Source organism: Mesorhizobium sp. B2-8-9 (assembly GCF_006439475.1).
GTDB lineage: Bacteria > Pseudomonadota > Alphaproteobacteria > Rhizobiales > Rhizobiaceae > Mesorhizobium.
This window is the reverse complement of record NZ_VFTQ01000003.1, coordinates 79,097-90,930: the sequence shown is the minus strand read 5'-3', so window position 1 is coordinate 90,930 and position 11,834 is coordinate 79,097. Positions and strand designations below refer to the sequence as shown.

The window sequence follows — 11,834 nt, the reverse complement described above, 5'->3', positions numbered from 1 at the left end:
CGATTTATGTCATCGATTTGCCGCCATTGCTTCCGCAAAATCGCCGGCATCGTCGAGCGCCGTCAATGGATTATCAACCATGTTCGGCGATCAATGAGCGACTAGGACGGTCTTGTGGGGCGATCGTCCGGAGGGGGCCCGCGTAAGCGACCACCATCGATGAAGGACCCATCAGCGGCCGGCTGATCCCGGCTCGGGGAATATCATGCGCCGTCTTGCGGCCATCCTGATGCTTACGCTGCTGGGCGCCTGCTCGACTGTGGAGGACCTCTCACCATTGTCGCCGTCGTCGCAGGCAGTTGCCGTGCGCGCGCCCAAATTCGAGGACTCCAAGCCGCATGAGTGGGACAGCGGCGCGCCATGGACCTACGCCATCCACGGCACGGACGTCTCCAAATACCAGAGCTCGATCGACTGGCCGACCGCCAAGGCCAGCGGCATCTCCTTTGCCTTCATCAAGGCGACGGAGGGCGGCGATCGTTTCGACGACTATTTCAACGAGCACTGGGCGCGTACAAGGGCCGCCGGCGTCCCGCGCGCGGCCTATCATTTCTTCTATTTCTGCACGCCGGCCGAAACTCAGGCGCGCTGGTTCATCGCCAATGTCCCGAGAGACCCATCGGCAATGCCGCCGGTGCTCGACATGGAATGGAACCCGAAATCGCCGACCTGCAGGCTGCGCCCCGATCCGGCCACCGTGCGCAGCGAAATGACCGTCTTCCTGCAAATGGTCGAGCGCTATTATGGCAAGAAGCCGATCATCTACACCTCCGTCGACTTCTTCGACGACAACCAGTTGGCGACCTTCCGCGGGTATCCCTATTGGCTGCGCTCGGTCGCCGGCCACCCGCGCGAGAAATACGGCAGCCACCCCTTCACCTTCTGGCAGTACACCGGCACCGGCATCGTGCCCGGCATGACCGGCAAGTCCGACATCAACGTCTTCAACGGCTCGGAAGCTGCCTGGAAGAAGTGGCTGCGGCAGAACACCCGTTGACATCGGCCGCCGCGCCTGCTTTTCGACACGGCGGGCGGCGAAACATGCAACCGCTGGTAATCTGGGGCGGCGTACTCGTGCGAGTGCCTGGCGAGGCTCCGGAACTTTGAAATCCTCGCATGCGCCCGTCCGATCCCGTCCGGGGTCGCGATCGGGTCATGCGCCGGTCTCGAAAGGAAAGCGATGCGATTGCGCGTTGAAATCCTGGCGGCGCTCTTCCTCGGCGCGCTTGCGCTGCCGTCGGCGGCGCAGGAATGCGGCGGCGATTTCGAGGCTTGGAAACAGGGCGTCGCGGCAGAAGCCAAGGCAGCCGGCGTCGGCGCCGTCGGGCTCGACGCGCTGGAAGACGCCACCATCGACCAGCGGGCGCTGGCGCGCGACCGCGCCCAGGGTGTCTTCACCCAAACTTTCACCGAATTCGCCAAACGCATGATTTCGGCCTACCGCCTGAAGCAGGGTGCGACCAATCTGAAGAAATATGCCGAAATCTTCGACCGCGCCGACAAGGAGTTCGGCGTCCAGCCGGCGATCATCGCAGCCTTTTGGGGGTTGGAGACCGACTTCGGCGCCGTCCAGGGCGACTTCCATACCCTCGATGCGCTGGTGACGCTTTCGCATGATTGCCGCCGTCCCCAGTTGTTTCGGCAGCAATTGGTGCCGCTGCTTACCTTGATCGACCGCGGCGTGCTGCCGGCCGACGTCAAGGGCGCCTGGGCCGGCGAGATCGGCCAGACGCAGATCCTGCCGACCGACTATCTGGCGCGCGGCGTCGACGGCGACGGCGACGGCAAGGTCGATCTGAGGAACAGCGTGCCGGACGTCATCATGACCACGGCCGACAAGATCATGTCGCGCGGCTGGAAGCGCGACCAGCCCTGGGTCCAGGAAGTGCGCGTCCCCGACGAGATGCCATGGGACCAGACCGGCCGCACCAACAAGCTGCCGCTGTCGCAATGGGCGCAATGGGGCGTCACCGAACCCAACGGCAACCCGCTCATCGACAATGGTCTCAAGGCTGGCCTGGCGCTGCCGATGGGCCGCAAGGGTCCCGCTTTCCTGACCTACGACAATTTCGACGTCTATCTGGAATGGAACCAGTCCTTCACCTACGCGCTGACGGCGGCAGTGCTTGCGACCCGCCTTGCAGGCGCGCCGCAATTCGATCCGCGCACGCCCGAGCAAGGCCTGAGCGGTGACCAGATGAAGGCGCTGCAGACCAAGCTCGAGGCCAAAGGCTACGACGTCGGCACCGTCGACGGCATTCTGGGCACCAACACGCGCGAAGCGGTCCGCAAGGAGCAGATGCGGCTTGGCCTGCCAGTAGACGGTTGGCCGACGCCCGAGCTTTTGGCGAAATTGTGAGAGCGAATAGCGAATAGAGAGTAGCGAATAGGGTTGGCCGGCGCTTCTTTCGCTTACACACTATTCGCTATTCGCTATTCGCTATTCGCTACTCCCTACTCCTAATCCGCCATCGTCTCCAGGCTGGCAAAGCCCTGTGGCGCGTCGCCCTCGTCGAACGGCGTCGTCACCTCGACGAATGTGTCGGGGAAGAAGCCGTTGAAGCGTGTCCTGAGCGACAGCGAGTAGGCGCCGATATGGCCGATCTCGATCCAGTCGCCGGTGTCGACCGTTTCCGGCAGCCAGAACGGCCTGGACAGGATATCGACGGAATCGCAGGTCGCGCCGCAGACCTTGAACGGCACGATGGTGTTTTCGTTGCCGTTGCGGGTACGGATCGCGGGATCGGGAATGAAGCGCGCCGGCAGCGTGATCTTGCCGGTCCATGAATCCGACAGCGACGCCCAGATGCCGTCATTGATGTAGAGCCGCTTACCCTTGCGCAACAGCACACGCACGATCAGCGAGAGACATCGCGCTACGATCACGCGTCCGGGCTCGGCCACCAAGGGCATCTGGTCGAACTGATATTCTTTCAGGTCGCCGGCAAGCCGCGACATCAATTGGCCGAGCGACGGCATCTCGATGTGCCTGCGATTGGGGTCGTGGCCGTATTCGGCGGGAAAGCCGCCGCCGACGTCCAGCCCGGCAATGTCGAAAGTCAGGCGGTTGCGCACCCAGTCCGCCGAGGCGAGCGCACGTTCATAGGTATCGGGATCCTCGATCTGGCTGCCGACATGGAAGCAGAGGCCGACCTTGTAGCCCGTGCGATTCAGCCGCTCGGCAAGCTCGACCGCATTGGCCGGCCCGGCGCCGAACTTCTTCGACAGCTCGTAAGCCGCGTGGCCCTTGGTCTGGATGCGCACGAAGACGGTGAGAGCGCCCGGGTCGATATCGAGCGCACGCACGACGCGCGTCAGCTTGGTGATCTCGTCCTCATGGTCGAGCGAGATCACCCGGATCCCGTATTTTTCAAGCGCCAGCTTGATGTCCGACTGCGCTTTGACCGGGTGCATGTAGAGCATCTCGGCGTCGGGCGAGACGGCGCGCACGGCGGCGAACTCGCCGGGCGAGGCGACGTCGAAGGCGCTGACGCCGGCTTCCACCAGCGTCTTGAGAACGATCTGCTCGCCATTGGTCTTGACCGCGTAAGCGGTCTTGCCGGGAAACATGCCCATGAACTGCAGGGCATCCTCCTTCAGCACCTGCGGGCGGAAACAGTAGACCGGATCGTCGGGACGAAGCGCCAGTGCCGCCTCACGGGCATTTTCGAATCGCTGCATGGACGAATCCTCGGGTCTGGAGCGCGCACAATTAATCCTAGCTAGCCGCCAAAGAAAACAGTTCTGTGTCTTGGCTACCCGGAGCGGTCTGCTGCACATTTTGGCGACGCTAAACCACCGGTCAGGTTTCGGGTGGCCCTTGCCGCCGAACCCGATATCGGTTCTTGAGATGCTTTACGGGCCGAGGTTGCGATCGGCCCCGGGGAGGAACAGGACATGTCGATTACGGCCGGCGCCGCGCCGACGCGCGGAGCGATGGCGCTCAAGGATTGGGCGCAGCTTCTCCTGCTCGGCGCGATCTGGGGCGGTTCGTTCTTCTTTGCCCGCATCGCCGTTTCCGAGATCCATCCGCTGGCGCTGGTGCTGTTTCGCGTCGCCATCGCCGCGGCGGCACTTCACCTCTATCTGGCAGCCCGCGGCCCTTCGTTCCGGCTCGCCTTCCCGCATGCCGGCCTGTTCTTCCTGCTGGCGCTCACCAACAATGTCGTGCCCTTCTCGCTGATCTTCGCCGGCCAGACGCAGCTCGGCGCCGGCGTCGCTTCGGTGCTCAACGCCACGACGCCGTTCTGGACGCTGATCCTGGCCAATGCGCTCACGACCGACGAGAAGCTGTCCTGGAACAAGTTCGCCGGCATCGCGCTCGGTGTCGCCGGCACCGCGGTGATGATCGGACCCGGCCTGCTTGCCGGGCTTGGCGGACCGGCGTGGGCCAAGTTCGCACTGATCGGGGCTTCGATCTCCTACGCCGTCGCCCTGATGATCGCCCGCCGCTTCAAGGGCGTGCCATCGCCCGTCATCGCCACCGGACAGCTGACCGCATCGACCATCATCATAATCCCGCTCGTGCTGATTGCGTATGGCCCCGCGGGGCTTTTCTCGGTCTCGCCGCCCGTCTGGGCCGCGGTTTTGGGCCTGGCGCTGCTTTCAACCGCCTTTGCTTACATCCTCTATTTCAACCTCGTCGCCTCGGCCGGCGCCACCAATGCCTCGCTGGTCACCCTGGTCGTGCCGGTCAGTGCGGTGCTGCTCGGCTTCCTATTCCTCGGCGAACGGCTGGCCCTGTTCGAGATCGGCGGCATGACGCTGATCGGACTCGGCCTGGTCACCATAGACGGTCGCCTGTTTGGCCGATGGTAGCGGTGTCATGCCACGGCTCCGCCACAATTTATTCACAACGCTTGAGGCGGCTTTTGCCGAAGAGTTTCAACGGCTAACGATAAATCGGAAGTCGCAAATCCCACAATCATGTCGCATTGCAGCACGTTTTCCGCTTGCCTGTAACCCAAATGACTCTAGATTCCGGCCATAGCTCTGAAGAGGAGGCTATGGCATGGGACTGACGAGGCCGATCAACGCGTTGATGATTTGTGCCGCATTCGCATTCATCGGTGCCCTTATCATAGGTGTTCTTCCCTGACCCGCCAAAACCGGGAAGACCAGTACCGAGATATAGTCCAAACAGTTCGAAAAGGCCGGGTTCTACCCGGCCTTTTCCGTTGCAGCCTGCCCTATGCGGCGGCCGAACCCGCCGCCTCCGTCTCATGCGAGCGGATGCCGATCATGTGGCAGACGGCAAAGACGAGGTCGGCGCGGTTCATCGTGTAGAAATGGAAGTCGCCGACGCCGCGCTCGACAAGGTCGAGCACCTGTTCGGCGGCCACGGCGGAGGCCACGAGGGCATGCGTCTGCGGGTCGTTCTCCAGCCCCTCGAAGCGCTCGGCCAGCCAGGCCGGCACCAGCGCCCCGCAGCGCGACGAGAAATTGGCGACCTGGGTGAAATTATGCACCGGCAGGATGCCCGGCACGATCGGGATGTAGATGCCGGCGCGGCGCGCCCGCTCGACATAGCGCTCGTAAAGGTCGTTGTCGAAGAAGAACTGGGTGATCGCCCGCGTCGCGCCATTGTCGGCCTTGCGCTTCAGCATATCGATGTCGGTGGCAAAATCCGGGCTTTCCGGATGCTTTTCCGGATAGGCCGAGACCGAGATGTCGAAATCGCCGGCGTTCTTCAGCGCCCCGACCAGTTCGGCGCCATTGGCATAGCCATCGGGATGCGGGTGGTAACTTGCGCCGACACCGGCCGCCGGATCGCCGCGCAACGCGACGAAACGTTTGACGCCCATGTCCGCAAATTCGCGGATGACCGTGTCGACCTGATCGCGCGCGGCATCGACGCAAGTCATGTGCGCCGCCGGCGTCAGCGTCGTCTCGTTCAAGATGCGCTTGACCGTGCGCGCCGTGCGCTCGCGGGTCGAGCCGCCGGCGCCGTAGGTCACCGAGACGAATTTCGGCTTGAGCGGCTCCAGCCGGGTGACCGTATCCCAGAGCCTTGCTTCCATCTCGTCGGTCTTCGGCGGGAAGAATTCGAAGGAGACCCGGACCTTGTCGCCGATGTCGGGGCGGCGGGAAAAGCGGAACTGGTTCATCAGGCTGTTTCCCCAATTGGATATGCCTTGGCAGGTAGCGAGTCGTTGGATGGATCGGCGATCAGCAGTCGCCGATCGCGGCCGAGCCAGAGCTTCACGGTGAGCCTTGCCTCGTTGCCGCCGCGCGGCTCGAATTCCTGGCTGTCCTCGAGGTCGAGGCCGGCCTCGGCGAACCAATCGGACATCTGCCGATCGGAAAAGCCCAGCCGCATATGGGCGTGCTGGTCGCGTAGGAATTCGAGCGCGTGGGGCGCGAAGTCGACGACGATCAGCCGGCCTGATGGCCTGAGCAGCCTCGCCGCCTCGGCGATGGCGCGCGCGGGATCGTCGAGATAGTGCAGCACCTGGTGGATTGTGACGAGATCGAAAGCGTTGCGCTCGACCGGCGGCGAGAAGATGTCACCTTGGCGTACCTGCGCATTGGCGATGCCGGCCTTGTCGAGGTTGGCGCGCGCCACGCTCAGCATCTCGCGCGACATGTCGATGCCGACGCCGCGCCGGTAGAGCGGCGCAAAGATTTCGAGCAACCTGCCCGTGCCGGTGCCAAGATCGAGCATGGACTGGAACGGCCGCTTGCCGACGAGCTTGATGAGGGCCGCTTCCACCGCCCGGTCCGGCACATGCAGCGAGCGGATGTGATCCCAGCTCGCGGCATTCTCGGAAAAATATTCGGCCGCCCGGTCCTGCCGCTTGCGCTTCACCGCCGCCAGCCGCTCGAGATCGCGCACCACCTGCGGATCGGCCTCGCTTATGGCCGAGACCAGACGCTGGACGAAGTCGCGCGAATTATCGATGTCGGTCAGCCTGAAAAAAGCCCAGGACCCTTCCTGATAGCGGCCGATCAGCCCGGCATCGAGCAGCAGCTTCAGATGCCGCGAGACGCGCGGCTGCGACTGGCCGAGGATCTCGGTGAGGTCGGAGACGGTGAGATCCCCGCGCGAAAGCAGCACCAGGATGCGCAGCCGGCTGGATTCGGCCGCCGCCTTCAATGTATCTACCATTGTGTCGAGCGAGACATGCATGAGCGGGTTCTCGTTGAAAGATATAAAGATATGTTTATGTCGATTTTGATACCCTGGCAAGCGCTATGTCGCTTCCGGACAAGAAAATGGCGCAGCCGCGATCCGCGCCGGCAGGCGGTTTCTGGGCGGGATGAACAGGATGTTTGAGACACGCCAAGGTGAAATGCTTCTTGCGGCCGACCCGGCGCAGTTGCCGCCGGACGGCCATGTGGTCTTCATCGGCCGCATCGTCTCACCATGGACCAGTCGCGAGGATTGCCCCAAGAACATGCGCGCGGCCCGGGAAACCGAGCGACCCGCGACAATCCTGATTGACCAGCCCTATCGCCCGGGGTTGCAAAACCTGGAACGCGCCAGCCACGTCGTCGTCCTGTCCTGGCTCCATCACGCGCCGCGGAATCTGATTGTGCAGAAACCGCGCCACGCGGCTGAAGCGAAAGGCGTTTTCTCGCTGCGCTCCCCTGCCCGGCCCAACCCTGTCGGCCTGCATGTGGCGAAGCTCGCCGCGCTCGACATCGAGGCCGGCCGGATCGAAATCGACGCCATCGATGTGCTCGACGGCACGCCGGTCATCGACATCAAGCCCTATTACGCTTCCACGGATGCCTTCCCCGAAGCAACGATTGCCGGGCGCGACGAGAAATGAGCGCCCCCACCGGCCGCCGCCGCGCCATCGCCAAGGCGCTAACCGCCCTTTTGCCGCTCGCGCCTTACGCCGACATGGAAAAGATCCGCGCCGACGCCGGTTCCGTGCACATGAAGAGCTTGCCGCCGACGATCGCGGTGTGGCTGGCCACCATCGCCCATGTCCGCCACGTCCACACCGATTACGAAAAGCTGCTGGCCGAAGGCTACGACCGGGATTCGGCGCGCTTCTTCGTCATCGGGCGGACCAATGAGGTGCTCACCCGTTGGCGGGCGACACGGTTGCTTGAGGAAGACGAGGAGGACTCGTAAGGTCGACACTATCACCGACGTCTGATGGCGCTTGTTGGAAGAGGCGTGACGATCCCGCCGGCCGAGCGCAGCACGCTATCCTTGACCCGCGCCAAATAAATCCGCCAGCGCCTCTGGAAAAACCTCGAAAGCGCCGTACATGCAGCAAGCGGAGTACCCTCCGCTTATATCCGGAATACATCGTCCTCAAAGCAATTCCAGGAACGCTCGCAATGGTTTTGCGTTCGGAATTACGCAAAAACAATGACTTGGAGCGACTCGGCGATGCCGTAAACCGCAGAACCGTTCCAAGGGCAAGGATCGCAGATCATGACTGATAAAGTTTGGTTCATCACCGGATCGTCGAAGGGCTTTGGCCGCGTTTGGGCCGAGGCCGCGCTCGCCCGCGGCGATCGCGTCGCCGCAACTGCGCGCGATGCCGGCACGCTCGCCGATCTCGTCGAGAAATATGGCGACAAGGTCGCTGCCATGCAGCTCGATGTCAACGACAAGCACGCCGTCGACGCCGCTGTTGCCGAGGCGCACAGGCGTTTCGGCCGGCTCGACGTGGTCGTCAACAATGCCGGTTATGGCCATTTCGGCGCCATCGAGGAGGTCACGGAGCAGGAGGCGCGCGACCAGATCGAGACCAACGTCTTCGGCGCGCTTTGGGTGACCCAGGCCGTGCTTCCCGTCATGCGGGCGCAACGCTCAGGCCACATCATCCAGATCTCCTCGATCGGCGGCGTCAACGCCTTTGCCTCGCTCGGCCTTTATCACGCCTCAAAATGGGCGCTGGAAGCCTTCAGCCAGTCGCTCAGCCTCGAGGTCGCCGGCTTCGGCATCCACGTCACCCTTGTCGAGCCGGGCGGCTTCTCCACGGACTGGGCCGGGCCGTCGGCCAGGGTCTCCAAGCCGTTGGACGCCTATGAGCCGGTCCGCGCAGCGATGGCCGAGCGCCGCAGCCGTTCCGTCGCTGGCGATCCGCAAGCGACCGGCCCGGCGATGCTGGCGATCGTCGATGCCGCCGAGCCGCCGCTCAGGGTGTTCTTCGGCGACGGCGGACTGCCGATGATCCGGCAGGAATATGCCAACCGCATTGCCACTTGGGAGAAATGGGATCACGTCTCGGTAATGGCGCAGGGCGCCAACAAGAACCGCAAGGCGGCCTAACCGCGAACGCCGCGCCGCGAAAGCGGCGCGGCCTCTTTGTTCAGGCCCGATAGATCCACTGCTCGGGCACCCGGATGGAAATCTCTTCGCCAGCTCTTATGACGCCCGGCTTCTCGACCCAGGCGACAAGGCCGCGCAGCCGTTTCGCCTCCTTTGGGAAGAGCAGCGCGGTGGCCTCCTGATCCGCTGCGCCGACATGCTCGGCGATCGACTGCCCGGCGAACCGGCACGGCTTGTTCTGGCCGTCGACCTTGAGCGTCACGCCGCCCTTGAAGAACATCAGCGAGCCGGCTGGCAGCATCGAAAGATGCGGCACGCCCTCGACCACAAGATTGGCGCCGATCCACTCCGGCTTGATCTCCTCGAGCCCCATGCGTTGCGCGATGATGGCGAGCTCGTCCGCGGCCACAAGCGACAATTGCCGCTCGTTGCGCATCTCGGTGCCGCGCGGATACCAAGGCTCGCGCCCGCCCGACCGCCGCGTTGCGCCGGCATGGAAATCGCCCTCGATGCCGTCGAAGCCGAGCCGCAGTTCCTCGACCGCCCTCGTCTCGAAATGGTCGTGCGGAGCCGCATAGAGCGCCGCCGCCTTTGCCGTCAGCTTGCGGCCGGGCACGATGTCGATTGTCGGTTCGGCCGCTGGAAAAAGCTCTAGGTTCGTTTCCTGCATGCCGCTGGTCTAAAGGCCGCTGAGAAGGCGGTCCAGTCGAAAGCGCTGATGATCCGATCACATCGTTTGATGGCGATCACGACGTTATTACCAGAAAACGCCGCCCCGCTGCACACGGGTCGCATTGCCGCCGTGCGGCCGTCATAAACGATGCGCGCTATATCGGGAGGGAGGAGGCTCGATCATGCAGGTCGGACACGCTGTAGCGGCGCTTTGGCTGTTCTGGGTGGTATCCTGGATCCTTGCCGCTGGCTGGGCAGACCCAGCGCAAAAGCGCGCCGATCTCAAGTCGGAGGCGCGTTATCGGGTCCTTTGGCTCGCCGGCACCATCCTGCTGTTCGTGCCGGCGCACGGCTATGCCGGCAGGCTGCGGCTGTGGACGCCGACGCTTGCCGAAGCCTGGATCTGCGTCGCCCTGATCGCCATCGGCATCGCTTTCGCCTGGTGGGCGCGCCTGCATCTCGGCCGGCTGTGGTCGGCAAACGTCACCGCCAAGGCTGATCATCGCGTCATCGATACCGGCCCCTATGGCCTGGTCCGCCACCCGATCTACACCGGACTGCTGCTGTCCGTCCTGGCGACCATGGCCGTTAAGGGCACGGTCTGGGGCATCGCCGGCGCCGCGCTGCTGCTCGTCGGCGTCGTCGTCAAGGCGCGGCTGGAAGAGAGCTTCCTGCGCGGTGAGCTCGGCCCGGCCTATGACGATTACGCCAGGCGCGTGCCGATGCTGGTGCCCTTCGCACCGGCTTAAAGCATCCTGAGCAGCGCGCCGCCGATCGAATAGCCGGCGCCGAAGGCGCAGATCAGGCCGAAATCGCCGGCCTTCATGTCGGCATGGTTCTCCGACAGCGCCACGATCGCGCCGGCCCCGGCGGTGTTGCCGAGCCGCTCCAGCACCATCGGCGCGCGGTCATGGTCGACGTCGTGGCCAAAGGACAGTTTCAGGATCATCGCATTCATGCGCGCATTGGCCTGATGCAGCCAGAAGCGGCGGATGCCTGCCGGCGTCAGCCCGTGCTCGGCCAGGAACTCGACGATGAATTTCTGGCCGGCGACGGTGACTTCCTTGAACACCTTGTTGCCGACCTGCTTGATGAGGTTGCCTTCCAGGTTGATCATGTAGGGATCGTTCTGGGCGGTGCGCGTGTAATAGCCGAGATTGGTGCGGATGTTGTTCGACATCTGCGTCCAGGTGCGCGTGTCGAGCACCTCGAAACGTCCTGGCCGCTTCTCGCCTTGCGCCAGCCCCTCGACGACCATGGCGACCGAGGCGTCGCCGAAGATGAAATGCGTCTGCCGGTCGCGGAAGTTGAGATGCCCGGTGATGATCTCCGGCGTCGACACCAGGATGCGCTTGTGCGCCCCTGCTCTCACCAGATTGACCGCGACATGCAGCGCCGCCGCGGCGGAAGAGCAGCCAAGCCCCATGTCGAAGCCGGCGCCCCTGGTTCCCAGCGCCTCCTGCATCTCGATGGCGATGGCCGGATAGGGCCGCTGATGGTGCGAGGCCGAGCAGATCACCAGGTCGATGTCCGACCCGTCGACCCCGGCATGGGCAAGCGCCTTCCTGGCCGAGGCGAGGCCGAACTCCGCCTCCAGCGACAGCGCGTCGTCGGGCCGCGCCGGAATGCGCGGCGACATGCGGGTCGGGTCGAGAATACCCTCGCGCTCGATCACATGGCGGCTTCTCACGCCGGAGGCATGGACGATGAAGTCGCTGTCCGATTTCTGCAAAAGCGGCTCGCCGGTGTCGGCGCGGCGCGCATTCTCGGTATCGACCCAGTTGTTGAAGCTTGCGACCAGCTCTTCATTGGTGATGACGGGTTCAGGGATTTCGGCACCGATGCCGCTGATGATGACGCGATGCATGTCCAATCCGTCCGAGGGGGCGCCAAGTTGTGCCGAGGCGAGGCGCTACACTTGTCG

General features: G+C 64.0%; 12 protein-coding genes. 7 read left to right on the top strand and 5 right to left on the bottom strand.

The window, feature by feature from the left end; genetic code table 11:
- Positions 1 to 205 precede the first annotated feature (205 nt).
- Both FJ423_RS04790 and FJ423_RS04785 read left to right on the top strand, forming a co-directional pair.
- Positions 206 to 997, top strand: a complete 792-nt coding sequence (locus tag FJ423_RS04790) for a GH25 family lysozyme (protein WP_140839671.1) — start codon at positions 206 to 208, stop codon at positions 995 to 997.
- A gap of 183 nt (positions 998 to 1,180) precedes the next feature.
- On the top strand, positions 1,181 to 2,359 hold the full coding sequence (locus FJ423_RS04785) for a lytic murein transglycosylase (RefSeq protein WP_140839669.1): 1,179 nt from the start codon (positions 1,181 to 1,183) through the stop codon (positions 2,357 to 2,359).
- 101 nt (positions 2,360 to 2,460) lie between these two features.
- Here FJ423_RS04785 and FJ423_RS04780 read toward each other — a convergent pair whose 3' ends face one another.
- Positions 2,461 to 3,681, bottom strand: coding sequence for an alanine racemase (locus FJ423_RS04780; protein WP_140839667.1), 1,221 nt, complete (start codon positions 3,679 to 3,681; stop codon positions 2,461 to 2,463).
- A 216-nt stretch (positions 3,682 to 3,897) separates the two neighbouring features.
- On the opposite strand from FJ423_RS04780, the gene FJ423_RS04775 reads away from it, so the two are divergent.
- Positions 3,898 to 4,818, top strand: coding sequence for a DMT family transporter (locus FJ423_RS04775; protein WP_140839665.1), 921 nt, complete (start codon positions 3,898 to 3,900; stop codon positions 4,816 to 4,818).
- Between the two features lie 371 nt (positions 4,819 to 5,189).
- On the opposite strand, the gene metF is transcribed toward FJ423_RS04775, so the two are convergent.
- Both metF and FJ423_RS04765 read right to left on the bottom strand, forming a co-directional pair.
- Positions 5,190 to 6,107, bottom strand: a complete 918-nt coding sequence (metF, locus tag FJ423_RS04770) for a methylenetetrahydrofolate reductase [NAD(P)H] (protein WP_140839663.1) — start codon at positions 6,105 to 6,107, stop codon at positions 5,190 to 5,192.
- Positions 6,107 to 7,129 (bottom strand): metalloregulator ArsR/SmtB family transcription factor, encoded by a 1,023-nt coding sequence (locus tag FJ423_RS04765; protein WP_140839661.1) that lies wholly within the window; start codon positions 7,127 to 7,129, stop codon positions 6,107 to 6,109. Before FJ423_RS04765 ends, metF begins: the two co-directional genes overlap by 1 nt.
- 139 nt (positions 7,130 to 7,268) lie before the next feature.
- Between FJ423_RS04765 and tsaA the strand changes: the two genes are divergently transcribed.
- The 3 genes from tsaA to FJ423_RS04750 all read left to right on the top strand — a co-directional run bounded on the left by tsaA (position 7,269) and on the right by FJ423_RS04750 (position 9,238).
- Positions 7,269 to 7,775, top strand: coding sequence for a tRNA (N6-threonylcarbamoyladenosine(37)-N6)-methyltransferase TrmO (gene tsaA, locus FJ423_RS04760; RefSeq protein ID WP_140839659.1), 507 nt, complete (start codon positions 7,269 to 7,271; stop codon positions 7,773 to 7,775).
- Positions 7,772 to 8,086, top strand: coding sequence for a DUF2293 domain-containing protein (locus FJ423_RS04755; RefSeq protein ID WP_140839657.1), 315 nt, complete (start codon positions 7,772 to 7,774; stop codon positions 8,084 to 8,086). The genes tsaA and FJ423_RS04755 overlap by 4 nt, the downstream gene beginning before the upstream one ends.
- 309 nt (positions 8,087 to 8,395) lie before the next feature.
- Positions 8,396 to 9,238: an SDR family oxidoreductase gene (locus FJ423_RS04750; RefSeq protein WP_140839655.1), complete on the top strand. Its 843-nt coding sequence runs from the start codon at positions 8,396 to 8,398 to the stop codon at positions 9,236 to 9,238.
- A 40-nt stretch (positions 9,239 to 9,278) separates the two neighbouring features.
- Here the strand turns inward: FJ423_RS04750 and FJ423_RS04745 are convergent, their stop codons facing one another.
- Complete coding sequence (locus FJ423_RS04745; protein WP_140839653.1) at positions 9,279 to 9,908, bottom strand: MOSC domain-containing protein; 630 nt, start codon at positions 9,906 to 9,908, stop codon at positions 9,279 to 9,281.
- Between the two features lie 184 nt (positions 9,909 to 10,092).
- Between FJ423_RS04745 and FJ423_RS04740 the strand changes: the two genes are divergently transcribed.
- On the top strand, positions 10,093 to 10,659 hold the full coding sequence (locus FJ423_RS04740) for an isoprenylcysteine carboxylmethyltransferase family protein (RefSeq protein WP_140839651.1): 567 nt from the start codon (positions 10,093 to 10,095) through the stop codon (positions 10,657 to 10,659).
- Here FJ423_RS04740 and FJ423_RS04735 read toward each other — a convergent pair.
- Complete coding sequence (locus FJ423_RS04735; protein ID WP_140839649.1) at positions 10,656 to 11,777, bottom strand: beta-ketoacyl-ACP synthase III; 1,122 nt, start codon at positions 11,775 to 11,777, stop codon at positions 10,656 to 10,658. The two genes, FJ423_RS04740 and FJ423_RS04735, sit on opposite strands and share 4 nt — an antisense overlap.
- Positions 11,778 to 11,834 lie beyond the last annotated feature (57 nt).

Bases quoted from the DNA above. Each gene is read 5' to 3' on its own strand.
- FJ423_RS04790 (WP_140839671.1), top strand. From the start codon at position 206: ATGCGCCGTCTTGCGGCCATCCTGATGCTTACGCTGCTGGGCGCCTGC.
- FJ423_RS04785 (WP_140839669.1), top strand. From the start codon at position 1,181: ATGCGATTGCGCGTTGAAATCCTGGCGGCGCTCTTCCTCGGCGCGCTT.
- FJ423_RS04780 (WP_140839667.1), bottom strand. From the start codon at position 3,681: ATGCAGCGATTCGAAAATGCCCGTGAGGCGGCACTGGCGCTTCGTCCC.
- FJ423_RS04775 (WP_140839665.1), top strand. From the start codon at position 3,898: ATGTCGATTACGGCCGGCGCCGCGCCGACGCGCGGAGCGATGGCGCTC.
- metF (WP_140839663.1), bottom strand. From the start codon at position 6,107: ATGAACCAGTTCCGCTTTTCCCGCCGCCCCGACATCGGCGACAAGGTC.
- FJ423_RS04765 (WP_140839661.1), bottom strand. From the start codon at position 7,129: ATGCATGTCTCGCTCGACACAATGGTAGATACATTGAAGGCGGCGGCC.
- tsaA (WP_140839659.1), top strand. From the start codon at position 7,269: ATGTTTGAGACACGCCAAGGTGAAATGCTTCTTGCGGCCGACCCGGCG.
- FJ423_RS04755 (WP_140839657.1), top strand. From the start codon at position 7,772: ATGAGCGCCCCCACCGGCCGCCGCCGCGCCATCGCCAAGGCGCTAACC.
- FJ423_RS04750 (WP_140839655.1), top strand. From the start codon at position 8,396: ATGACTGATAAAGTTTGGTTCATCACCGGATCGTCGAAGGGCTTTGGC.
- FJ423_RS04745 (WP_140839653.1), bottom strand. From the start codon at position 9,908: ATGCAGGAAACGAACCTAGAGCTTTTTCCAGCGGCCGAACCGACAATC.
- FJ423_RS04740 (WP_140839651.1), top strand. From the start codon at position 10,093: ATGCAGGTCGGACACGCTGTAGCGGCGCTTTGGCTGTTCTGGGTGGTA.
- FJ423_RS04735 (WP_140839649.1), bottom strand. From the start codon at position 11,777: ATGCATCGCGTCATCATCAGCGGCATCGGTGCCGAAATCCCTGAACCC.